Genomic DNA, 25,245 nt, shown 5'->3' with positions numbered 1-25,245 from the left:
TTTTATTCCTTTCTTTTTTGTTCTTTATGTTCAATAATTTTTTTTGCTAATTGGTCAATATTACGAATATTAACATTTGTTAAATCAAGACCTTTTTTTTGTAATTGATAAATCAAATGATAAATTTTTGGTGATTCAATTAATAATTCTTGTAATAAATTTTTATCCTTAAAAATTTCAAATGGTGATCCAACTTTTAAAACTCGGCCTTCTTTTAAAGCAATAACTTCATCAGCAATTTCTAAAACATGGTCCATATTATGCGTTACTAAAATAATACGTTTATTTTGTTCCTTATTAATCCGTTGAAATAACTTAATAAAATCCTCTTCACCTTCAGGATCTAATCCAGCAGTTGGTTCATCTAAAATTAGAGTATTACCCTCCATCGCTAAAATTCCTGCAATCGCAACCCGGCGTTTTTGCCCTCCTGATAAATCAAACGGTGAACGCTCTAAATAATTTAATGGTAAACCAACCATTTCTAAGTATTTTTTAGCATTTTCTCGAGCAACTTCTTTACTTTCACCTAAGTGAACTGGACCAAACATAATATCTTTTTCAATTGTTTCTTCAAATAATTGATATTCTGGAAACTGGAACACTAAGCCAATTGATTTTCGTAATTGTTTAATATTTTTAATGCGTTTTTGTTTTGCTTTAATAATAAAACCATTTGCATCAACCACTCCTGTAGTTGGAATTAATAAACCATTGATATGTTGAATTAAGGTTGATTTGCCACTTCCTGTTGATCCAATAATAGCAGTAATTTTCCCAGGTTTAATAACAACATTAATATCTTGCAAGGAAGTATATTCATAAGGTGTTTTAGAAGCATAAACATAAGACACATTTGTGAATGTAATATCAACATTTTGTAATGCTTCAATTTTAGGTTGTTTTTTTACTTTTGACATATCTCATCCACCAACTCTCTAAGATCTAGTGTATTTTTCACTTTTAAACCATTTAAGCGTAAACTATCAACGACTTTTGAAACAAAAGGAACATCTAAATGAATTGATTTCAAAAACTCTTCATCATACAAAACTTCATGTGGTTTTCCACATTTAACCATTTGACCTTTATTCATAACAATCACTTTATCAGCATTTAAAATTTCATCCATATCATGCGTAATTGAAATAATTGTTTTTTCGCGTGATTCTTTTAAATCCACCATAATTTGTTTAATTTCTTTTCGTCCTTTTGGATCTAACATACTTGTGGCTTCATCAAAAATGATAATATCTGGTGATAATGCTAGTGCTGAAGCAATTGCAACCCGTTGTTTTTGCCCTCCTGATAGCATTAGTGGTTCATGGTCAAGAAAATTATTCATACCAACTTTTGCCGCAGCTTTATCAATAATTGCTTGCATTTCTTTTTGCGGAATTTGGCGATTTTCAAGTCCAAATGCAATATCATCACGAACTGTTGATCCAATAAATTGATTATCTGGATTTTGGAACACAATTCCTAAAAATTTTCGAATTCCCGTAATTGTTGATGAATGAACTTCATTACCAAAAACTTCAATTTTCCCTTTTTGTGGGCGTAAAACACCAATAATAATTTTACTAATTGTTGATTTTCCACTACCATTATGTCCAATGATTGTAACATATTCCCCATGGTTAATTTCAAAACTAACTCCATCAACAGCATTAGGATGATTTTCCCGATAGCGAAATTCAACATCAGTTAATTTTAATGAAATATCATTTAGTTTCTCTAACTTTGCATTTATTTTTTTTGTTTTTTTTGCCATTTCTTCTCATCCTTAATGTTTTTTTTACATAATATTTTAATTATATACTCAATATTTAAAAATATTAATTGAAATTTTATCTTTCCAATTATATCATTAATTATATATAAAAATTATAAATACACAATAAATCATTACTTTTTTGTAAATTATCTGCGCTCTATCAATAACCGCCATCATTAAAAGAATTATCATCTAAGTCAATATTTTGAACATAGACATCCCGTGGTTTTGATCCATTTTGTGGACCAATAATCCCATTTTCTTCTAAAGCATCAATTAAACAACTAGCACGATTATATCCAATTGAGAATTTTCGTTGAATTAAAGATGTCGAGGCTTTTTGATTTAAAATCACAAAATGTTTAACTTCTTGATACAATGAATCAATATTATCGTTTTCATTGCTACTTCCTGTTTCACTATTTATTTCAATATTTAAAAACTCTTCATCATAATCAGGTTCTTGTTGAGCACGGCAAAATTCAACTAATCGTTGGATTTCATCATCAGAAATAAATGCCCCTTGCGCACGGGTTGAAATATTTTGCCCGGCAGGCGCATATAACATATCACCATATCCAATTAGTTTTTCAGCCCCACCTTGGTCTAAAATTGTGCGAGAGTCAATTGCTGAGGTAACTGAAAAAGAAATTCGCGATGGAATATTTGTTTTAATTACCCCGGTAATAACATCTGTTGATGGGCGTTGTGTTGCAATCACCATATGAATTCCAGCAGCACGAGCTAATTGCGTAATTCGCATAATTGAATCTTCAATATCTTTTCCAGCTGTCATCATTAAGTCAGCTAATTCATCAATTATAACAACAATATAAGGTAAGCGATCTTTTGCTGTAACTTTTTTATTAAACGATTTAATATTGCGGACTCCACGTTCTGATAGCATACTATAACGACGTTCCATTTCAGCAATTATTTTTTTTAAGGCAGAATTTGCTAATTTAGTATCTGTAATAACTGGCGCTAATAAATGGGGTAAATTATTATAAACAACTAGTTCAACCTGTTTTGGGTCAATTAATAATAATTTAATTTCCGATGGTTTTGTTCGTAATATTAGTGATGATAAAATGGTGTTAATACAAACAGATTTTCCACTACCTGTTGAACCAGCAACTAATAAATGTGGCATTTTATCTAATTCAACAAAAATAATTTCTCCGTTCACACTGCGACCAATGCCAACTAATAATTTACGATCTTGTTTTTCTAATGGTAATCGTTCCATAATTTCACGTAATGTTACTTTATTACTAATTTCATTAGCAATTTCAATTCCAACAGCTGACTTTCCCTGAATTGGGGCTTCAATTCGAACATTTTGAGTCGCTAAAGCATATTTTAGATCATTTTCTAAATGCATAATTTTGTTAACTTTCACTCCTGGTTGCATTTGAACTTCAAATTTTGTAATAGTTGGGCCAATATTAATTCCTTGGACACTAGCAGCAATATTAAATTGTTGAAAAACTTGATTAATTTTCACTGCTTTCTTTTGCGCAGCAAGTTTATTTCGTTCATTATTACGACGGTTATCTTCATTTGGACTTAATAAACCTAAATTTGGTAATTTGTAATGTGGATTATTAAAAGTATTTCGGCGCGAAATAGTTTGACTATTTTTTTTATTAATCTCAATTGACTTGGGTTTCATAACACGGTGGGGTGGTTGATACGGCATGTCAAAATGTTGTTGATCCATTAATGGTGGCTCATAATTCGAATAATATTCATCTTGATATGATTCTAATGGATGATAATATTCTGAATTACTTTGTCGATGATAAATTCCTTCATTAATATCAATTGTTTCAAATTGTTCTGATGGCGTTGGATTAAATTTTTCTGTTGGTAATTGTTCATCATAAAATGATGTTTGCTTTAAAGTTGTTGAATTACTACATCGATTAATTTTTCCAAAAGGCGTGATATCAGTTGCTGAATTCAACTTATCACGTGTAACATCAATATTAATATCTTTTCCATAAGAAGAACCATACACTGGTAAATCATTAAGTTTTTTATTAAGCGTATTATTACTACGGCGATTACGTGGTTGAATATATTGATCCGGTGTTAATTGCATTCGTGAACGGTGCGGCAATTGCGAAGAATGTGGTGACTGTGAAGGCCCTGAATAATAATCATTAAAAGGTTCTTTTGCATTGAAAGGTTCTTTTCGTAATTCTGGTGTAGAACTAGTTTGATTATCAAAACGAACATAATTTTGTTTCATTTTTTTCTTACCAACAAAATCATCGGCAATTAAATCATCAATTAAATGTTGGTCATTTAAGGCTGTATATGATGGCATTTGAATTGTAATATCTGATACTTCTGTTGTATGCATAACTTGTCGAGCTGAAAATAATTCCTCATCAGGAATATTAAAATTTTGGTAAATATTTTGCTTTTGACGTCGATTTGCTGATAAACGTAATACACGTACACCTTGTTGCTGATGTTCATTTTTTGGTAAAAACATCCCAATTGCTGTTCCGGTTGCGACTCAACTTTCTCATAATAAAAAAACTGATAAACACAAAATTAATGAACCAAAAATGGTAGTATAACTAGCAATCCCAGCTAAAAGATTGCCAATCATACCCCCTCCAGCATATAAAGTAATTCAAGCACCATTAAAACCAACAAATGTTATCGGATGGTTTGGATTAGGATTAAAAATTGATGCATCTTGTCAGCGTTGCAAATAATTCTTAACAACATCTAAAAAAACAGTTTTATCAAAATACGCCATTTGCCCTTTAGCATATTGATAAATTAACAAAATGCTACTTACCAATCAGCAGGACAAAATGATAAAGGTTACCACCATTCAAATTACCCGTGATTTTAATCGAATCCGTACTCCAATAAAAATTGTCAAGCCTAGCACTAAGCATACAAAATACATTAAATATTTAAACCAGCCAAATGCAAATGTAAATAAAACATCATCAATAAATTGCCCAATTAAAGTAATTCGCCCTATGGCAAGAATAGTAAAAAACGTCACTAATAATGCCCCAATTACTCACCCGATGGAATCATTACGACGCTGCTTTTTTTCGACTTTTAAGATTGCAGTTTTCTCATTCTGATCATTTAATAACTGATCATCATAAGATTTCTTTTCCATAGTGCAGCCCTCCTAAAATTCTAAATATTTAGAAATTACTTTAAATATTACCATACATTTTAAAAGCTTCAAATATTTATCTACTACAAATATATCATAAAATTAAATTTCATTCACAATTGCTAAAATAATTGGTGTTTTTCCTGTTTCTGTTTTAACAAATGAACTAATTGTCGATCTAATTTCATTTTTTATTTCATTGACATCATACATTTCACCAACAACAGCTTTTTTATAATGTTTCTTAATAATTTCAATAATAACTTTTTGCATTTTACGGAAAATATCATTATTTTCTTGAATATAAATTACTCCTCGCATTTGCGTGTCAATTAAAGAAACCAATTCCTTTGTTTTACTATCAATTGAAACTCCTATAATAACAACTCCATCAGTAGCTAATTGCTTTCGTTCATTTAAAACAACTGCTCCAATGTCACCAACGCCAATCCCATCAACATATAAATCAGCGGTTTTTACCTTATTGATTTTTTTCGTATATTCACCATCAATAAATTCAAGACCTTCGCCATTATCAACAATAAAAATATGTTCTGGATTAATCCCAGCTTCAATTGCTGCCATTTTTGCTTGCACAAAATCTTTATATAAACCTTTCAATGGCACAAAATATTTTGGATTAATAATTGAACTCATTAATTTAACATCTTCATAACTTGCTGTTATTGTTCAAACTTTTTTATCCGATAAAGCAATTGTTTTTGCGACAGTTCGTGCTAATTCATCTAAAACATTGGCATGATTTAATTCACTTCCTGGGTTTGGCGGTGTTGTTAAAATAATTGTATCACTTTCTTTAATATCTAGAATATCATCATTACCAGAAGCAATTTTAATCAAACGACTATATAAACGTTCTCCACTACCAGTTACAATAATTAATGATTTTTCTTCTTTAACTGCTTCTTGTAATCCTTTTAAATTAATTCCATTGAAATTTAGTTTTTTACTATCCGATAACACTTTTAATGACTCTAATAAAGTTTGACCATAAATTCCAACTGAAATATTATTTTCACGAACTAAATCAAATAACTCACTAATTTTATGTAAATCTTGATCAAAACAAACTAAAATAATACGATCTTTTGTTTCTTTAACAGCTCGTTCAACATAATTTTTAATCTTATGGTTTGGTGCTGTATAATCACGGCGTGAAGCTGATGAGGCTTCTGATAAAAATAATAGTACCTTATTTTTAGCAATAATTTGATTTAAATGTTGTAAATCTGTTGCAAAATTAGGGTCTGCTTTAGCATCAAAAATATAATCTCCAGTATAAATAATTGTGCCATCAGGTGTATGCAATGCAAAACCAAAACTATTTGGCATATTTGTTGTTGTTGAAAATACTTCAACCTTGCATAAACCAAAATCAAGAATATCTTTTACATTGATAACATGAAAACATTCTTCTTTCCCACGAACTTTAAAACGTTGTAAATGGAATTTTAAAATATTACAAGTTAAATCACTTCCATAAACTGGTAGTGCCAATTCTTTTAAAATATAAGTAAGTGCTTCAGAACATTCATCCGAAGGTTTTGTAATAAAAACACCTTTAATTCGAGTACGGTTTTCCTTTAGATAATCAAAATTAGGAATTACTACATCAATTCCTAAAATTCCACGTTCCGGATTTTTTGTTCCCGCATCAAAAATAAAAATATCTTGTTCTACCTCAATGCAGTATAAATTTTTACCTCGCTCGTCTAATCCACCAAGAGCGAAAAAATTAATTTTTGCCATAATTAAAATCGTCTACTTTCTATTCGCTGTTCATTAATTAATACTTATTTACATTTTATTTTTTAAATGTATTTATACATTTTTCCCCTTAATACAAATGTAATCTCTCTAAATAAATGTAATCTTAATTATTATACATTACTATTAAAAAAATATCCAAATAATCGGAAAAATATCATATTTCTATTATCATAACACATTTTTTGAGTTAAAATAATAATATTTAAAAGGATGTGAAAATAATCTTGAAAGCAATTTTTCCAGGTAGTTTTGACCCAATTCATGATGGTCATCTTAATATTATTAAAAAAGCAAGTACTCTCTTTTCAAAATTATATGTTGTAATTACGAATAATTTAGAAAAATCAAATCAAACAAACATTAAAACGCGTGCTGAACAAGCTGCCATAGCTTGTCAAAACCTTAATTTAAATATTGAAATTGTTATTAATGACAAAATGTTAACTAGTGATTTTGCTAAACAATTAGGGGCTAAATATATTATTCGAGGTCTACGAAATAATAACGATTTAAAATATGAAATGGAATTAGCTTTTGCTAATAAACAATTAAATAAAGATCTTGAAACAATTTTTTTTATTGCCGATTATGGTTTGAATGAAATTTCTTCAACTTTTTTAAACCAAATTAAGCAATTAAAAAAATAAAAAAATATTGAGTTTCAATATTTTTTATTTTGTCTTTTATTTTCCTAATAAATTAAACATATTTTGTTTATAAACCTCAACTCCTGGTTGATCAAATGGATTTATCTCTAACAAGTAAGCTGACATTGCACAAGCTTTCATAAATCAATATGCTAAATAACCAAACATTTTATCATCCATTATTGCAAATTCTAAAACAATATTTGGAACATGCCCAACTTTTGTATGAGCAGCAACAACGCCTTCAACAGCAATGGTATTTATTTCATGCAATGTTCTTCCAGCGAGATAATTTAAACCATCGGTATCTACTTCTGCTTTTGGAAGGTTAAGATTAATTTGTGGTTCTTTAATTGCAATAACTGTTTCAAATAAAATATTTTTTGTCCCTTCTTGAATGAATTGGCCAAGAGAATGTAAATCTGTCGAAAAAACACACGATAATGGTAGTAAACCCTTTGAATTTTTTCCTTCTGATTCCCCAAATAATTGTTTCCATCATTCGGTAATCATTTGCATTTGTAACTCATAAGTTACAAGCATTTCTGCTTTATATTTTTCCTCTTGATTTAAAATATAACGTCCAACAGCATATTTATAGGCATGATTAGTGAAATCATCAATTAAAGTATCTTGATAAGCTTGTTGTGCTCCTTTAAAGACATTATCAACATTAATACCACTTACTAACATTGCAAAAATACCAACTGGAGTTAACACTGAATATCTTCCCCCAATGTCATCCGGAATAACAAAGGTTTGATAACCTGCTTTATCAGCTAATATTTTTAGAGCACCTTTCTCTTTATCTGTAATAGCAACAATTAAGTTGGATACTTTTAGGTTTCCTTCTTTTTTTTCTAAAAGCTCTTTGCAAAGACGAAATGCAATTGCTGGCTCAGTTGTTGTCCCTGATTTAGACACAACACAAATTCCAAATTTTTTGTCTTGAAGATATTTCAAAACTTGTGCTGTATAAGTTGAAGACATTGTATTTCCAATATAAATGATTTCTACTTTTTGTTGACTATATAACCCATTAATCATTTCAATTGCTGCTCGCGCGCCAAGATAACTCCCACCAATTCCAATTACCAATAAAACGTCAATTTCACTAGCTAATTTCTTTGCTGTTTGTTTCATTTTTGCAAGCTCTGCTTGATCATAATTATTTGGTCACTCAACTCAACCAAGGAAATCATTTCCTAATCCTGTTTTATTATGAATCATTTGGTGAATATCTTTAACTCGCCCTAAATATTTGTTAAAAACAGATTCGGCTAATGCATTAATAAAATCTACTTTAATCATTTTAATAATATGCCTGCTTTCTATCTAAAAAACCTTACATTTGTAAAAATTTTAATTTATTTACTTGTTAGTGAATTAATTTTTTCACTTAACATTTGGAATCCTACTCCTGTTTCTTGAATTTGACTATTATTCTTTTTCAATAATTCAGGTCGGCAATTCTTATAACTTAATTTTACTTGTTTCTTAACTGGGTCATAGTCTAGTACCTCTACTTCAACATTGTCACCAATATTAACAAATTCTTTGATATCTCTTACATAGTAATCTGAAATCTCACTAATGTGGATTAATCCAGCAGCATTTTTTAATTCACAAAATGCACCAAACGGTGTAATGTTTGTAACTTTTGCAAGAACTTTACTTCCTTTTACATACATAATTCGTCATATCCCCTTTCTGAAACTGTACTAATTATACCGCTAGAACTATGAAAATCATTTTCTAAATAATAAAATATTTTGCATAAATATCTAGCATAAAAAAAGTATCGTTTATTATTTTAATAAATTAATTCGATACAATCCGTTATTTTCGCTATTATTTTCTTCTTGTTCGATCTTTTCTTCTTTATATGAATCAGTGTAATTACAATTTGGATAATTAGTACACGCCTTAAAACGTTGACGTCGCTTATTAAATTTCAAAATAATTTCACCAACGCCACATTCTGGACAAGGACCAAATTTTGGACCAGTTTGATGAATATAACGACATTTTGGAAACCCTGAACATGCAATAAATTTCCCGTATTTTCCATATCGATATACTAAATCATTTCCACATTCTGAACATTCAATCCCCACCTTCTCAACTGGAATTTCTTCCATTAATTCCATTGCTGCTTCAATGCGTGGTTCAAATCGTTCTCAAAATTCTTTTAATAATGGTTTTGGTTCTGCGTCACCGTGTGCAATCACATCCAAACTTTCTTCAATTGTTGAAGTGTATGTTTCGTTAATAATATCACTAAAATATTCTTGTAATTTATCACTTGTTAAAATCCCTTTTTCAGTTGCTTTAATTGCTTTGTTTTCTACAATAATATAACCACGATCTTTTAATGTTCGCATAATTGGTGCATAAGTTGATGGACGTCCAACCCCAATTTCCTCTAATGTCTTAATTAATTTTGCTTCAGAGTAACGACTCGGTGGTTTAGTAAAATGTTGAATTCCATATAATTCATTTAAATTAATAATTTGATTTGGTTTTAACATTGGTAACTTTGCAATTTCTTCATCACCTTCTAAAACATAACATTTTAAAAACCCATCAAATTGAATCGTACTTCCTGTCATCCGAAATTCATAATTATTATTATCTAAAATAATTGCTTTACTTAATAACTTTGCATTCGCCATTAAACTAGCTAACGCACGATTATAAATAATTTTATATAAGCGTAGTTGATCACGACTTAAATATTCTTTTGCCGCTTCTGGTGTCATTGTTAAATCAGTTGGACGAATTGCTTCATGAGCATCTTGCACATTTTTTTTATTTTTTGGTGGTGTTTTAACTTCGCCTAAATATTTTGTTCCATACTTAATTGTAATATAGTCAAAAGCATCCTGAACAAAATTGTCACTTAATCGAATTGAATCTGTCCGCGGATATGTTATAAATCCAGTAATATTATCTTTAACTTTAATTCCTTCGTATAATTGCTGAGCAATTAATGATGTTTTATTTGAAGCAAAACCCATTTTACTACTTGCTTCTTGTAACATTGTTGAAGTAGTATGTGGATTCGGTGATTTTTGCTGTTTTTTACTTTCTTTAATTTTAACAACAACAAAATCTTTTTTTAAAACTTTTTTAACTTTTAGAACATCTGCTTCTACTTTTAATTCAATTTTTTCATCCTTAAATTTTGTTAATTTAACAACTGCCTTTTTATATAATCCTTCAACAGTCCAATATTCCTCTGACACAAAATTTTGCCATTCTTTTTCTCGTTCAACAACTAACTTTAAAGCAACCGATTGTACTCGTCCTGCTGATTTTGACTTAATCTTTTTCTGTAACAATTTGCTTAAGCGAAAACCAATAAAACGGTCTAAAATTCGTCGAGTTTCTTGTGAATGAACTAAATTCATATCTAAATCTGTTTGATGTTGAAATGCATCTAACACTGCTTCTTTTGTAATTTCATTAAAGCGAACACGGCGAGATTTGTCACCACAATTTAAGACTTCATTTAAATGATAAGCAATTGCTTCTCCTTCTCGGTCAGGGTCGGTTGCTAGAATAACCAAATCTGCTGCTTTGGCTTCTTGTTTTAATTTTTTAACAATTTCTTTTTTTCCACGTTCCATTTTATAACTTGGTTCAAAAGTTTTAATATCTACTCCTAACCCATACTCACCTTTTGTTGATAAATTACGAATATGTCCTTCTGATGATAAAACTAAATAATTTTCGCCAAGATATTTTTCAACTGCTTTTGTTTTAGTTGGGGACTCCATTATTACCAGCGTCTGTGCCATGTTTTCTCTCCTTTATTTTTTAAAACACATCAATAATTATTATACATAATATTTTAAAAAACTATTTTGAAATTTATTATTCTAAATTAAAATATTTTTTTTATTTTAGCAATTATTATATTAATTCCTTCAGTAACACTAGGAACAGTAAAATACAAAATAACAGTTATTGCAATTAATAATAAAATAACACCTAAAACACTGATCATAATTCAAAAAGCTTTAGCATTAAATTTTGATTTAGTAACTACTCCAAATTTATTTTTTTTAATTTTTTTGTTTTATTTTCTTTTGCATGATAAAAATTTTCAATTAATTGATCATATTGTTTTTCTGTCAATCCAAATTGGGCCATTGCTTCATAATGATCCATTTTAAGATGACCATATTCATCAAATATTTTTGGATAAATCTCACTAGCTCGTTTTTCCCCTAATGATGTCTTAATTATATAATCCTTATATGTCCCAAAAGCTGGTTTTGTATCCTTTACTTTATCAATATCAATAAAGGTTATTTCATCATCTAAAACATCCGTTTCTATTATTTCTGGATTAGATTCTATTAAATCAAATTCTGGTGATTTGACACCTAAAAAATCATGAATATCTTCAGCAGCAACCTTATTAACATCATTATCATTTTTTGCAATATTATTGTCTTTTTTTCAGGTGAATCTCCTACTTTAAATTCATCATTAAAAAAGAAACTATGCGTATCATCTTCAGGATTAGAGTTATCATCTAAATTATCTTCAAAATCAAGGAAATTAAATCTATCTTCTACATTATTTTCAGTTAAAGATGAACTTTTTTCTGGTTCAGAACTAACAATTATTGGAGAAACTTTTTTTTCATTTAAAGCATCAGATTGGTCATATTTTGACTTTAATAATTTAGAATCAATACTATCTGTTGGTAAATGTACAGAATTATTATTACTTGAATTATCATCCTTTTTTGCTCAAGTATTAACCAATTTTTGGTTTAGTGCTTCTGCTTCTTGCAAATGGCGTAATGAAGTATCTAATGTCTGTTTTAAGTTTTGATATTCATCAAAATTAGATTTTGGTCGACTGCGATGACGCCCAATAAACTCATCCAAAATATCAGAAATATGTACTGCTCAATTATATTCTTCTTCAACACTTAATGGTAAACTTGGACGACGAAAATCATTATAATATCGTTCTGTCCCTAATGGAATACGAGAATTATAAGGAGATAAATAATAATCTTCTCTAACAGGTTGAGATTGATATTGAAAATTATCATTAATTCTAGCATTATTGGCTAAATTATTAAAATTTTGTCCAACATTATGTGGGCTATATTGATATGGTTGTCCTAGTGACAAACTTTGATTTGGTTGTAGTCCTGTCATTGGATATTGAATAATTGGAGAATATTGATATTGTGCAAATAACGGTGGATATAGAGGTTGCGGAATTGAATACTGAATTAATGGTGGTGTTTCACACCCATAAGAAGGAAAAACAGGATATTGATAATAATTAAAAAAATTCGGATGGTGATGAATCCGACAATTATTGTGACAATTACTGCTATAACCCTTTTTACTGTTTTGACACATATGTTTACCCTACTTATATTAATAGCTTATATTTATTATATCATAAAATAATGTTTTCTTCTATTAGCGTTATTAATAAAGATGCTGTTTTATTTTTTTGGGGAAAATAAAAAAGGGTTATCTTATTTATAATTAGTTTATTAAAAAATTAATTAGAAAGGTACCCTATGTCTTATGATTATAAACCAAATATCAAACTTACTAAATAAATTTAAAATTGATTTACCTACTTTATTTAAATTTGCTAAAGTAGAAATTACACCTAAAAATTTATTAGAATGATTTCAACATAAAAATATTGATTTTTTAGAAAGAATTATTAAATCTGCAATTGAATTAATTGATTACAAACTATTAAAATCTGAATATGTCCAAACGCGTTTTATTTTAAAAGGATTGTTTTAAAGAACAATTATTTTTCAACATGGAAAAATCACATTTTATCGGCGAAAATATTTAATAAAACCAGAATATCAAAATAAAAATAATCTTAATTATGTATATTTCTTAGATACTCAAATTGAAATTGATAAATATTAAAAAATTGATCGTGAATTTCAGATTGAAATTGAAATAATAAGAATTAAACTTTCATTAGAAAAAATAATATTAAATATTTTATGAAATATTTTTTCTATTTTAAAAATTTTTCATATATAATTTTACTAGACTATAAAATTACTATCAAACTAATATTAAATACATATCTTTAAATAATTAAATTATATTAAAACTTGCAGAGAGGAATTAGCAAAAATGAACAAAGCAATTTTTTGTGATTTAGATAAAACTTTATTTGATAATAACCGAAATTTTAGTCCGCTTACATTAGAAACAGTTAACTTAATTCAAGCAAAAGGAATTCCCTTTATTCCGTCAACAGCACGAGCAGCAAAAAATACAATTGAAGTTGCACGACAATTAAACGTGGATAAATATGATGGTTATGTTGTATCAAACAAAGGTTGTAGCATTTATTCATTTAAAACAAATAGTTTTTTATTAGATATAACGTTGACAAAAGAAGAAATTAAGGAAATTTTTAATTTTACTTATCAAAAATATAAAACTTCTTTTTTTAGTAATAATAGTACTTATGTTAATGAATATAATGAAGTAACTCATAAATGAACAACATGAACACAAACAAATTATCATATTGTGACTAACCCAGAAGAAATTACCGAAAATATTAAAACAATTGTAATATCATTGGAAGTTGGTTTAAATGATAAGGAAACTAAAACTTTCATTAAGGACTTGCAACAATTATGACCTAAATTAGATGTGGTATCATACTATAAGAACACATTTTTTCAAATTTCTTGCAAAGAAATTTCAAAAGGAAGTGTCTTACAATTTTTAGCGCAGCATCTAGGTGTTGATGTTACAAATACTTATGCTTTTGGTGATTCACATAATGATCTTGAATTAATTCGAGATGCAGGACGTGGACTTGCTGTTTCTAATGCTATTGATGAGTTAAAAGCAATTGCTGATAAAATTATATTATCAAATCAAGAAGATGGTCCAGCCAAATATTTGCGCCAACATTTTGATATTTAAAGCAATTATTAATTATTTTAAAAAATAAACAAGAAAAATATAAATTAAATGCTACACAACAAAAATTTGAAGAAAAAAATATAAATAGATTATTATGTATAAAAATAAAAAAAAGTATTTATGCAAATATTGTAGATATAAATAATAAGCAAACTTTGAATATGGAAAAAAGTGTACATAAAAAATAAAATTGCTTTAGGATTGAGTTATTCTGTGTTCAACAGAGCTCAATCCTTTTAATTTGCTTTGTGATCTAATTTCATTATAAAATTTAAGATATTCTGAAACCATTCAATATACATATTCTTTATTTCTAAAAATACGTTTTAATGTTTCAAAAAAATCAATTTTAAAAGTTTTAAATCAAGAATCTGTATGACCATTATCTGGTGAAGAACCTCTTCGTGACATTGAAATTGTTATTCCTATTTTTTTACACAAGTTTGTAAACATAAAGTTTGTAGAATTCATATTTTAGGTTTTCTCGCTTTTACTCAAGAATTAATTATATTTTTTATTATAAAAAGCATATCAAGCATTTTCCTAATTTGATAATCTAAAATTTCATTTGTATGAAAATCTTTTACTATTGATAAATAATATGTTTTATTATTAATAGTTAAATATGTGATATCTGTCCCAATTTTTTGGTTAATTCCAGTTGTTGAAAAATTTCTATTTAAAATATTTTCATATCTTAATATATCAAAAATTTTTTTATAATTAAATTTTTTCTTTCTGATTATAACTGTTAATTTCATTTTTAAATTATATAGTTTTTTAAACATAATGTAATCATGTTGTAGTCATAAATACCGTTAAAATTATGATACATTGTTTGTATAATATCCGCAATTAAGTTATTTCATTTATTATATTTTGGTTTTCCCAATCATAATCAGCTATGATAACCAGTTCTAGAAACCTTAAATACTTTACACAATAATACAATTGTATAAATATTAGATCACTCATAAATTTTTTTATATTTTTTTTACACTTAGGAATAAATACTTTGATAATTTTTTAAATTATTTTGCATATTCATAAATTTTTTTGTCATTAACTCTAATGGTGTATTGGTAACAGAATGTTTCCTTTTTATGTTTTTAACTTGTGTTTCGTGACTTCATTCTAAACTTTTTTTCACCTTTTAAATTATATGTTTTAATTCATAAATAAATGGTATTTCGTGAAATATTATATTCCTTTTAAAGTAATTTTACTGTTTTTCCACTTTTTCATATAAAAAGAACATCTTTTTAATAAAGTTTTAATATAATTTTTATTTTTTATGTCTACTTTATTTTAGATGTTCACTTTTTTACTTTACTAAATTAATAATTAACAAATTGATAATACATAAACATATTCCAAGTTATGTGCTTCCGCAACTGGGGCAAAAACAAGTTTACCTTCAACTGTCTGAACTCCTTTTCGAATTGGCGGATGTGTTTTGCATAATGTTTTAAAATCAGTATTCGCAATTGCTAGAACATATTGGATTGTGGCATTTGTTAAAACAATTGTACTTGTTTTTGGGACTGCCCCTGGCATATTTGTTACTGAGTAATGAATGACATCATGCATAATGAAAGTTGGATTATCATGGGTTGTTGCCTTAGTAATTGTTTCAACACTACCACCTTGGTCAATAGCAACATCAATAATAATACTATTTTTTTTTTTTTTTTCATTTTTTTAACCATTTCTTCCGTTACTAATTTTGGTGCTGATGCTCCTGGGATTAAAACCGTTGAAATAACAAAATCACTTGCTAAAACTGATTTTTCAATATTAGCATGGTTAGATTTTAAAATATGGACTTGTTTGCCAAACAAGTGATACAATTGTCAAATTCTATTTTCATTAAATTCAATTAATGTAACATAACAGCCAATGCTTGCTGCCATATTTGCTGCAGCTGTTCTAGCAACACCACCACCAATAACAGTAACCTTCGCTCGTTCTGTTCCAGGTGTTCCATTCATTAATAAACCACTACCACCAGTTGTTTTAAACATAAAATACATTGCATTAGCAACTGCTAACCTTACAGCAACTTCACTCATTGGTCTTAACAATGGCAATGAATTATTTTTTTAACCTGGTTAAATCTGTTAAATGATTTTTAAAATCTTTTTTTTTAAGGTTTCTAATAGTGTACTAAAATAATATAAATCAGTAACAAAATTATCCAAATTATCTTCTTGTATTAATATTTGATGTTGAATACTATTTAAATTCTCTTTCATTCTTTACCTCTGTGCATAAAATAGTTAATATTTTCTATTGTTTTAGACTTGATTATATCACATTTTTCTTCCTTGAAATGATGGTTGTATTAAATTTTATTATTTTATAAGCTATTAATAAACAGTTTGATTAATTGTTTTTTCTTAATTTAATTATTACTCAAATTTTGAGAAAATTTTTTTTTTTTTTTAAAAAAATTTCTAATTGCTATTTAACCCTTATTCTTATTAACTTTACGATAATAAAAACCTTTTTTTCTTAATTATACTTCCTACAAAGTGTAATTTTTAGAAAAAAAGTTTAAATAATTCCTATGAATTTATTTACTAATTGTTATACCAGATTTACCAGCTAATGCTGCTTTAGCTTGTGCTAATTCAGCAATGATTGCTATTTTTTGCAATCCAGAACTAGCAAACTTCATTGCAGCTTGTACTTTTGGTAACATACTACCTGGCGCAAATTGATTTTCTGTAATATATTTTTCCGCTGCAGTTAAAGTTAAAACATCTAATGCTTGTTGGTTATGTTTTCCATAGTTGATTGCAACTTTTGCTACCGCTGTTAAAATCATCAATTTATCAGCTTTAATTAATTCTGCTAACTTTGCACTAGCAAAATCTTTATCAATAACAGAAGGAACTCCTTGATAAGCAGTCCCTGTTTTCACAACGGGAATACCTCCACCACCAACGATAATTACAATATGTCCTTGCTTAATTAAATCTTCGATAATTTCTTTTTCAACAATATCAATTGGTTGTGGTGATGCAATTACTCGGCGTCATCCCCGTCCAGCATCTTCCTTAACAGTAAAGTCATTTTTTTTAGCTAATGCTTTTGCCTCTGCTTCAGGATAAAATGCGCCAATTGGCTTTGTTGGATTATTAAAAGCAGGATCTTTCTGGTCAACTTCAACTTGTGTTACAATTGTTACAACATTTTTCTTAATTTTACGTTTATTTAATTCATTTAAAATTGCATTTTGCAAATGATAGCCAATATAGGCTTGTGACATTGCTCCACATTCGGGAAATTGCATCATTGGAATTTTATTATTAACATGGGCTGCTTCATCAAAAGCATTGTTAATCATTCCAACTTGTGGTCCATTCCCGTGAGCAATAATTAATTCATCACCATTTTCAATAATGTCGACCATTGCCTTCACAGTATCTTTTACAATTTCGTGTTGTTCACTGGGGGAATTTCCTAATGCATTTCCTCCTAACGCAACAACTATTCTTGCCATATTTACATATCCTTTCTCTTAAAATGAAAATTTGCTTACTCAATTGGCATTAAGAATCAAGGAGTGGTGTTTGAAATTGGTAATAAAGTTCCAATTCCTAACAAGATGATTGTTGCAACAATAATTCCAACAATTAATGGTCATGATGCTTTTATAAAACTACCATAAGGAACTTTTGAAATTGATAACGCTGCCATTAAAATTGAACTTGTTGGTGAAATTAAATTAATAATTCCATTTGCGAATTAAAAGGCAGTAATTGTTCCTGATGTTAAACCTGTTGCTACCCCATTAGCAATAGGACCTAAAATTGGGAAAACAGTTTGGGCAAATCCTGAACTAGATGGAATTACAAATGAGATAATTAGGAAAAAGAAGACTGCTATAATAAAGCCTGTTTTCCCTAATGTTGACATTGGTGTAGATAATCCACTAACTAATTTGTTTTGCATTCCAGTATTTGTCATAATAAACCCAATCCAAGCTGCAAGGGTAATAACCAAGCAAACAGATAGAATATCAGCTGAACCACTAATAAAACTATTAACGTATTTTTCTTCTCCTTTTCAATTAATTAATGCAATAATAATTGATGCAATAAAGAATAATGCTGAAATTTCCATAAATGATCATTGCCTTAATGGAGCAAAGAAATTAGCAATAAATGAGGCATGCTCACTAACTAATTTTGTAAAATTAACAAAGACAGGAATTCAAAATTTATCCCATCCAATTAATGAAAAAATCATTAAGACAAAACTAATCATAAAAATCGCCATAATTTCTTTTCGTTTATTATTGTATGCTGGTAAATCATCAACAATTGCAAATTCTGCTTCATAAAAATCTTTTTTATCAAATAATAGTGATTTCCCTGGTGTACGACGAACACGTAACGCATATCAAACAACAAATGAAATTCCACCTGCTGTCAATAATAATCATGACACGGCTCTTCAAATAATTCCTGTTGTTGATGTTAAATCAGACACACTAGCAGCATTAGCAGCAACTTGGATAACAAATGAATTTAATGTTGAACCAATACAACCAATTCCAGCACCAAATAAAATTGCCATTACCGCTGTTAACACATCAAAACCAGCAGCTAATAAAACAGGAATAATAACTGGGTATAAGGCGATTGTTTCTTCCCCCATTCCATAAGTTGTATAACCAACTGAAAATAAAAACATTACAATTGGAATAATTCAAATTTCACGGCCTTTCATTTTTGCTACTAAACGCCCAATCCCAGCATCTAATGCTTTTGATTCAATAACGCGATGCCTAAGAAACCTCCTAAAACTAAAATAAAGACAATAACATCAACTTTACTTTTAAATCCTTGCATCGGAGCTAAAAATAAGTCAAAAATTCCGGCAGGTCTACTATTGTGAAGTTCACCATCAGCATCTTTTCATGAACCAGTTGTTCCTGGAATTCAAGAGACAATAATAATTAAGAGTGTAATTCCTAATAAAATTGTAAATGCTGTCGGCAATTTAAATTTAAACTTTTTTTCTTTTTTACATCCATTTTTGCACCCCTTTTAACCTTTCATAATTAATAACCTAGCCACGAATTGTTGCTAGCATTACTGCTTTAATAGTATGTAAACGATTTTCTGTTTCTTCAAAAACACGTGAATATTTTGATTGGAAAACTCCATCAGTAACTTCTAATTCGCCAGTTCCACTAAATTGTTTAATCACTTGTTGCACAGTATCCATATTTCCATCATAGAAACTTGGTAAACAATGTAAAAAGATAGCATCTTCTTTTGCTTGTTTCATTTTTTCCATTGTTACTTGATATGGTGTTAAATCCTTAATTCTTTTTCCTCAAACAGCAGGATCTTCTCCCATTGATACTCAAACATCAGTGACAATTGCATCAGCATCTTTTGCCGCTGTTTTATGGTCTTCAGTTAACGTAATTGACCCACCATGTTCTTTGGCAATTGCTTATACTTTTTTCAATAATTCTGCATTTGGTCATAAATCCTTTGGCGCACAAGCAACAAAATGCATTCCTAATTTAGCACTAACAACCATATAACTATTTGCCATATTAAAACGAGAATCACCAAAATAAACAAATTTTAGCCCTTTCATATTGCGTTGTCCTTTTTCTTCTTGCAATGTTAAAATATCAGCTAACATTTGCGTTGGGTGAAATTCATCAGTTAATCCATTTCATACTGAAACACCTGAATATTTTGCTAATGCTTCAACATCAGTTTGTTTAAACCCACGAAATTGAATTCCATCAAACATTCTTCCTAATACTTTTGCAGTATCCTCAATTGATTCTTTTTTCCCCATTTGACTACCACTTGGTCCTAAATAAACAGGGTGTATTCCTAAATCAAATGCTCCGACTTCAAAAGCACATCTTGTTCGTGTTGAATCTTTTGCAAATAATAAAGCAACAGATTTTCCAGCTAATGGTTTTTGCTCAGTTCCAGCATATTTTGCTTCTTTCAATTGTCTTACTAAATCTAATAAATAATAGATTTCTCTTTGCGTGAAATCTAATAAAGTTAGAAAACTTCTTCCTTTTAAATTTACAGCCATATTATTTTTTCTCTCCTTTTAAAATATAATATTAAGATTTTAGATATCCTCTCTTCAAATTGACATTGACATACAATGAGGTCCCCCACGTCCACGTGATAATTCAGCTGAATCAATAACGTGCACTTTAACACCAGTTTGTTTTAAAATTTCAATTGTAATTTGATTTCTTGAATAGGCAATCACTTTACCAGGACGAATTGTAATAACATTTGTCCCATCATTTCATTGTTCTCTTGCCTGTACAATTGGATCTTCTCCACCACATTTAAAAATTTGAACTGGCTTACCAACTTCTTCTGATAAATAATCTTTAATTGTTTGGCATCGTGTAAGTGAAGTGCAATAAATCAACTCCTTTCTGAGTTGATTTATTGCACTTCACTTACACGATGCCTTTCTTTAACTCCATTTTTTGTAATTTCAAAAATTTTAAACTCACCCATTGCTTCAAAAATTAATGGATGTGCGATAAATTTATCATAATCAATATTAGTAAAAACAGTATCTAAATGCATAAAAGCACGATTTTTTGTTTTTAAATCTAATGCAATAACTTTTTCATAACTAACTGAATCATTTTCAATTAGATTTTTTGCTACTATTTTAATAGCTTCCATTGATGTCCTTTGTGAAACACCAATAATTAATGTTTTTGCATTTAAAACTAAAATGTCTCCACCTTCTAAAGTTTCTTTTTCATTACGATCATATCAAAAATTAATTTTTCCTTTAAAACGGGGGTGATGTCTTAAAACAACATCAGAAAATAATGTTTCACGATTTATAGTAACCGTAAACATTTTATGAATAGTTGCTCTATTTCCAATTGATGCAAATGGATCACGTTGGAATAAAATATTTGGCATTGGATCAACCGCTAGCGGATAATTATTTGTAATTTCTACTCCTAACTCGTATTTTGTTACCCATGCTATCATTTTATTAACAAGATCTTGATTATCTAATTTGCCTAAATAAGTACGTAACTTACTAATGTATTCTTCTTTTGCACCAGATTCTTTTAAAAACTGTTCTAGTAATTCTTGCCGCATTTTTGAATCAGTGTCTAAAACTTCAGCGACTAATTTTTCAATATACAACACCTCAACACCTAAGTTCCTAAAAGTTTGCGCAAAAAAGTCATGTTCTTTTTGTGCAACTGCTAAATCTTGTGTATCATCAAACAATAATCGTTCCAATAAATTTGGTGATAAATTAGCTAATTCATCACCAGGGCGATGTAACAATACTGTTTTTAAATTACCTATTTCTGAATAAACATTAATATCATATTTTTCTGTCATGTTACTTGTCCTCTTTCTCTTTCTACGTCCATTTTTATTAAAATCCTTTAATAAAAATTAAAGATAAACATGCAAAACTAAAAAAATGCAAATTACTGTTAAATACACAGAATACCTATCAAATTGTAATGTCCTTTAATGCCATTTAAATAAATATACTTAAAATTGATTATGCTATCCTTTTATCAAATATATTTAAACAATACACTTTTCGATATTGCATAAATAAAAATGCCATTGTTTACTTTTTTTATCCTTATACTTTTATATTATTCTTTTTAATTTTAAAAACAAGTCTTTAAAGTTTTTTATTATTTTTTTATCACTAGAAATAAAAAAACAATAAATTTTTATTGTTTTGCTGTGTTAATGATATTTGTTGCAGTTAAGATATTAATTAATAAATCATGTAAGCATTGAATAATTTGAACTAAAGGAACGACTTTATTACGATATTCTGTTGTTTTTTCAGCAATTTCTAATCGTTTTCCCGGACTTAATGCAATGACAAAATTATGATATGCTTGGACCTCTTCAATAATTTTTTCTTTATTAAATTCTGGTAATTTAATTTTTCCATCATTATAATCTTTTTCAATTTGATCAATATTTGCTAATTGTCCTTTTAATTTTTCTTCTTCTTTTTCAGGAGAAAAATCAGTTAACATAATATCACGTTGTAAAAATAAACCTAATTGATTTACTAAATTTCAAATTTCCAAGGCATCATTAGCATTATTAATCTCTTTTAAACATTTATCAAGCGCTGGGTCAAGTTCTTTAATCTCATCATCATAAATTTTTGTTAATTCACCAATTTCTACTTTCATCATATTTACAAAAAGTTTATTTAAATCAACCGGACTAGTTTCTTTTGCACTAGTCATAAAATCATTTAAAAATCGTGGTAATGGAATAATTGCGTTAAATAATTTGCTTACTTCAATTAATGTTGTAACTTTTTTCTGATCAATTTCTTCTGGTTTTTTATCTTGTAAATATTCTGCTCTAATATCATCAAATAATGGTTTGATTTCTGTTTTCACAAAATTAAATAAATCTTCAAAATTAGTTTTAAACTTTGCTCCTGCTAAAAAAGCTTCTATTTTTGGATTTTTTTCCGCTGTGTCTTTTGCATAGTCTGTTTCAAAAAAATTAATATATTTTGTTAAATAACTCATCATTCCTTTTTCAACATCTGTTCAGAAATTACTCTGTTCTGTCATTTTTTATCCCTCTATTCTTCTATAATTTTTATGTATTTCAATTTTACCGTAAAATAAGAATTATTTAAATTTAATTTATTTTTTCTTGACTTTCTTTAATTTTCTGGTGGTTAACTAATAAATTATTTAAATTAACAACGAATGTTATTAATAAAGCAATAATGATACTTAACACAATTAAATATAAAAGATAATATTCTAACCGTCGAAAATTTTAAAAAAAAATATGGTACATAGTAGTTATTTGCTGGCATACTATAATTTCACAATTTTTCATCAATTGGAATTAATAATAAAACTCCCTCCCGAACAGCAATAAAAATAGTATAAAAAATTGGATGAAGATAAAACTTATATAACTTTTGTAAATAAAAATTTTTATAATTAATACATTCTTTTTCAACCACAATGCAAAAATAGATAATGAAAATCGCGGGACACAATCAATGCTGCACTGTTGTACTAATTCAATAAATTGCGAGGCTATGCCAACTGGCAGTAAACTTTTCACCAGTAATGGTACCGATAACTGTCACAAGTGTAAAAAATAAAAATGTTAACAAGGCAGCAAAGACAATGTATAAAATAAAAAACTGGTTTGTTACAAAATGACAATTTTGTAATTTTGTAAAGTAAATTAATCCTCCGAAGGCAAATAATAAAATTAAAAAATCAGTTTTGACACTTTATCAACTAACAAAATATCATAAATAACTTAATCAATTTAATTGATAATAAATTAAACTATAAAAATAAGTTAAGAGTAAAACAATAATTTCTAAGCTAAAGAGAATGCTACAAAACACTAAGTGTTTAATTCGTTCTGTTTTTTCCATCGTGCTCCTTTTGTTGATGATATTTATTGTATAAAACATTTTTACTAATTTTATATTTATTTGCAACAAAATCAATTGCTTGTTTAACGCGATAATTTTGCTTTGTAATTAATTGGTCAATTTCGGCAACTAAAATTTCATCTGCAATAATAGGAACTGGAAGATTCGCCGCCCCATCAACAACAAGGACATACTCACCAAAAGCAGCATTTTCTTCTTGTTGTAAAAACAAAAGCACTTCACTTAACTGTCCACGATATCATTGCTCATGAATTTTTGTAATTTCCTTACCAATGACAATTTTACGCTCACCAAAAACTGATTTAACTATTTTTAATGTTTCTAAAATTCGATGCGGTGCTTCATAAAAAATAATAGGATATGGAAATGATAGCAGTTGTTCTAACTCATTAATTTTTTTTGTTTTTGCTTTATTTAAAAAACCAAAAAATAAAAAATGGTGCGGATTAAGACCCGAACTAACAATGGCGTTTAAAGCAGCATTAGCACCACTAATCGGAATTACATCATAGGGATAATGTTCCAAAATATGGTTAACAGCATAATAACCTGGATCACTAATCAGTGGATAACCGGCATCACTAATAATTGCAATTGATAAGTTTTGTGCTAAATCATTTAACATTTCTGTTAAGCGTTGCATTTCATTTTCTTTATTTAAAGAAATTAACTGTTTTTTACAATTAAAATAATTTAATAGTTTAATTGTGTTCCGCGTATCTTCACAATAAATTTTTTGAACATCATGTTTAATAACTTCAATTGCTCGTGGTGTCATTTCTTGCAAATTACCAATTGGAGTTGCAATTAAGTAAATTTTCGGATTATTACTTTTAAAACTATATTGTTTAATTTTATTTGCCATTATAAAGACTCATTAATTTATCAAAACTAGTTGCTTTTTCTAAATATTGCACCATAATTTGATAAACTCTTTCTAATAAATCATTATTAATAAGTTCTAACTGACTAGGAGAAAACTTTCCTAGTACTCAGTTTCGGGTTGGAATTTGGACATCTTTACCAATTCCTAAACGAATCCGTAAAAAATTTTCGCTACCTAGTTTTTGAATTAAATCTTTAATTCCATTATGACCAGCACTTGAACCATTCTTTTTTAACTTAATAACATTGAAAGGAATATCTTTATCATCATAAATGACAATAATATCTTCTAATGTTAATTTATAAAATTGTTTAATTTGATAAACTGCAAATCCACTTATATTCATAAAAGTCTGTGGTTGACAAAAAAGAACTTTCTCGTTGTTAATTGTTGTTTCTCATATTAAAGCATTAAAAGCATTTTTTGACTTTGCTAAATTAAATTTATCTACCAACTTAGCAATGGCTAAAAAACCAATATTATGTCTTGTATAAGTATATTCATTACCTGGATTCCCCAAACCCACAATTAACTTCATTATCTCG

The 25,245-nt window shown here is 28.2% G+C and carries 23 protein-coding genes and 3 pseudogenes; 3 read left to right on the top strand and 23 right to left on the bottom strand.

The annotated features are described in order from the left end of the window. Positions 1-2 precede the first annotated feature (2 nt). The 4 genes from ABNT63_RS02545 to ABNT63_RS02530 form a co-directional block, all read right to left on the bottom strand. Positions 3-920, bottom strand: a complete 918-nt coding sequence (locus tag ABNT63_RS02545; RefSeq protein WP_348736285.1) for an energy-coupling factor transporter ATPase — start codon at positions 918-920, stop codon at positions 3-5. After that, complete coding sequence (locus ABNT63_RS02540) at positions 908-1,774, bottom strand: energy-coupling factor transporter ATPase (RefSeq protein ID WP_338991981.1); 867 nt, start codon at positions 1,772-1,774, stop codon at positions 908-910. The genes ABNT63_RS02545 and ABNT63_RS02540 overlap by 13 nt, the downstream gene beginning before the upstream one ends. A gap of 160 nt (positions 1,775-1,934) precedes the next feature. Beyond that, positions 1,935-4,937 carry a DNA translocase FtsK gene (locus ABNT63_RS02535; protein ID WP_348736284.1) on the bottom strand — a complete coding sequence of 1,001 codons (3,003 nt, stop codon included), beginning with the start codon at positions 4,935-4,937 and terminating at the stop codon, positions 1,935-1,937. 102 nt (positions 4,938-5,039) lie between these two features. Then, on the bottom strand, positions 5,040-6,707 hold the full coding sequence (locus ABNT63_RS02530; RefSeq protein WP_348736283.1) for a ribonuclease J: 1,668 nt from the start codon (positions 6,705-6,707) through the stop codon (positions 5,040-5,042). A gap of 245 nt (positions 6,708-6,952) precedes the next feature. On the opposite strand from ABNT63_RS02530, the gene coaD reads away from it, so the two are divergent. Beyond that, positions 6,953-7,375, top strand: coding sequence for a pantetheine-phosphate adenylyltransferase (gene coaD, locus ABNT63_RS02525; RefSeq protein ID WP_348736282.1), 423 nt, complete (start codon positions 6,953-6,955; stop codon positions 7,373-7,375). 36 nt (positions 7,376-7,411) lie between these two features. On the opposite strand, the gene ABNT63_RS02520 is transcribed toward coaD, so the two are convergent. The 6 genes from ABNT63_RS02520 to ABNT63_RS02495 all read right to left on the bottom strand — a co-directional run bounded on the left by ABNT63_RS02520 (position 7,412) and on the right by ABNT63_RS02495 (position 12,771). Further along, positions 7,412-8,686, bottom strand: a complete 1,275-nt coding sequence (locus tag ABNT63_RS02520; RefSeq protein WP_348736281.1) for a glucose-6-phosphate isomerase — start codon at positions 8,684-8,686, stop codon at positions 7,412-7,414. A gap of 56 nt (positions 8,687-8,742) precedes the next feature. Next, positions 8,743-9,066 carry a S1 RNA-binding domain-containing protein gene (locus ABNT63_RS02515; protein WP_114564671.1) on the bottom strand — a complete coding sequence of 108 codons (324 nt, stop codon included), beginning with the start codon at positions 9,064-9,066 and terminating at the stop codon, positions 8,743-8,745. 117 nt (positions 9,067-9,183) lie between these two features. Then, positions 9,184-11,157, bottom strand: a complete 1,974-nt coding sequence (gene topA / locus ABNT63_RS02510; protein WP_348736280.1) for a type I DNA topoisomerase — start codon at positions 11,155-11,157, stop codon at positions 9,184-9,186. Positions 11,158-11,264: 107 nt separating this feature from the next. Further along, positions 11,265-11,387 (bottom strand): hypothetical protein, encoded by a 123-nt coding sequence (locus ABNT63_RS02505; RefSeq protein ID WP_348736279.1) that lies wholly within the window; start codon positions 11,385-11,387, stop codon positions 11,265-11,267. A 38-nt stretch (positions 11,388-11,425) separates the two neighbouring features. Beyond that, a complete protein-coding gene (locus tag ABNT63_RS02500) occupies positions 11,426-11,551 on the bottom strand; it encodes a hypothetical protein (RefSeq protein ID WP_348736278.1) in 126 nt (41 codons plus the stop codon). 218 nt (positions 11,552-11,769) lie between these two features. Next, positions 11,770-12,771 (bottom strand): hypothetical protein, encoded by a 1,002-nt coding sequence (locus tag ABNT63_RS02495; protein ID WP_348736277.1) that lies wholly within the window; start codon positions 12,769-12,771, stop codon positions 11,770-11,772. A 174-nt stretch (positions 12,772-12,945) separates the two neighbouring features. Between ABNT63_RS02495 and ABNT63_RS02490 the strand changes: the two genes are divergently transcribed. Next, entirely contained in the window at positions 12,946-13,176 is a 231-nt protein-coding gene (locus ABNT63_RS02490) for a hypothetical protein (protein WP_348736276.1), read from the top strand. Between the two features lie 351 nt (positions 13,177-13,527). Further along, the gene (locus ABNT63_RS02485) at positions 13,528-14,337 is read left to right on the top strand and encodes an HAD family hydrolase (RefSeq protein ID WP_348736275.1); all 810 of its coding nucleotides are present in this window, start codon (positions 13,528-13,530) and stop codon (positions 14,335-14,337) included. 195 nt (positions 14,338-14,532) lie between these two features. Here the strand turns inward: ABNT63_RS02485 and ABNT63_RS02480 are convergent, their stop codons facing one another. The 13 genes and pseudogenes from ABNT63_RS02480 to pth form a co-directional block, all read right to left on the bottom strand. Further along, entirely contained in the window at positions 14,533-14,748 is a 216-nt protein-coding gene (locus ABNT63_RS02480) for an IS3 family transposase (protein WP_348736274.1), read from the bottom strand. Positions 14,749-14,762: 14 nt separating this feature from the next. Then, positions 14,763-15,125, bottom strand: coding sequence for a hypothetical protein (locus ABNT63_RS02475; RefSeq protein ID WP_348736273.1), 363 nt, complete (start codon positions 15,123-15,125; stop codon positions 14,763-14,765). A gap of 556 nt (positions 15,126-15,681) precedes the next feature. Further along, complete coding sequence (locus tag ABNT63_RS02470) at positions 15,682-15,966, bottom strand: hypothetical protein (protein ID WP_348737132.1); 285 nt, start codon at positions 15,964-15,966, stop codon at positions 15,682-15,684. Continuing rightward, positions 15,900-16,421, bottom strand: a complete 522-nt coding sequence (locus ABNT63_RS02465) for a hypothetical protein (RefSeq protein ID WP_348736272.1) — start codon at positions 16,419-16,421, stop codon at positions 15,900-15,902. Before ABNT63_RS02465 ends, ABNT63_RS02470 begins: the two co-directional genes overlap by 67 nt. 36 nt (positions 16,422-16,457) lie before the next feature. Beyond that, complete coding sequence (locus tag ABNT63_RS02460; protein ID WP_348736271.1) at positions 16,458-16,592, bottom strand: hypothetical protein; 135 nt, start codon at positions 16,590-16,592, stop codon at positions 16,458-16,460. A gap of 320 nt (positions 16,593-16,912) precedes the next feature. Then, complete coding sequence (gene arcC / locus ABNT63_RS02455) at positions 16,913-17,845, bottom strand: carbamate kinase (protein ID WP_348736270.1); 933 nt, start codon at positions 17,843-17,845, stop codon at positions 16,913-16,915. 35 nt (positions 17,846-17,880) lie between these two features. Beyond that, a pseudogene (locus tag ABNT63_RS02450) lies at positions 17,881-19,077 on the bottom strand (YfcC family protein). 29 nt (positions 19,078-19,106) lie between these two features. Then, positions 19,107-19,349 (bottom strand): hypothetical protein, encoded by a 243-nt coding sequence (locus tag ABNT63_RS02445; protein ID WP_348736269.1) that lies wholly within the window; start codon positions 19,347-19,349, stop codon positions 19,107-19,109. Between the two features lie 70 nt (positions 19,350-19,419). Further along, positions 19,420-20,424: pseudogene (argF, locus tag ABNT63_RS02440) on the bottom strand (ornithine carbamoyltransferase). Positions 20,425-20,463: 39 nt separating this feature from the next. Further along, positions 20,464-21,731, bottom strand: a pseudogene (locus ABNT63_RS02435) (arginine deiminase). Between the two features lie 350 nt (positions 21,732-22,081). After that, a complete protein-coding gene (locus ABNT63_RS02430) occupies positions 22,082-22,957 on the bottom strand; it encodes a hypothetical protein (RefSeq protein ID WP_348736268.1) in 876 nt (291 codons plus the stop codon). Between the two features lie 813 nt (positions 22,958-23,770). Next, positions 23,771-24,679 (bottom strand): 16S rRNA (cytidine(1402)-2'-O)-methyltransferase, encoded by a 909-nt coding sequence (rsmI, locus tag ABNT63_RS02425; RefSeq protein ID WP_348736267.1) that lies wholly within the window; start codon positions 24,677-24,679, stop codon positions 23,771-23,773. Then, the gene (gene pth, locus ABNT63_RS02420; RefSeq protein WP_348736266.1) at positions 24,669-25,238 is read right to left on the bottom strand and encodes an aminoacyl-tRNA hydrolase; all 570 of its coding nucleotides are present in this window, start codon (positions 25,236-25,238) and stop codon (positions 24,669-24,671) included. Before pth ends, rsmI begins: the two co-directional genes overlap by 11 nt. Between the last annotated feature and the right edge of the window lie 7 nt (positions 25,239-25,245).

Origin of the sequence: Spiroplasma endosymbiont of Ammophila pubescens, assembly GCF_964020965.1 — a bacterium.
GTDB lineage: Bacteria > Bacillota_I > Bacilli_A > Mycoplasmatales > Mycoplasmataceae > Spiroplasma.
Note: the sequence above shows the minus strand (reverse complement) of the source record. Positions and strands in the feature narration are given on the sequence as shown.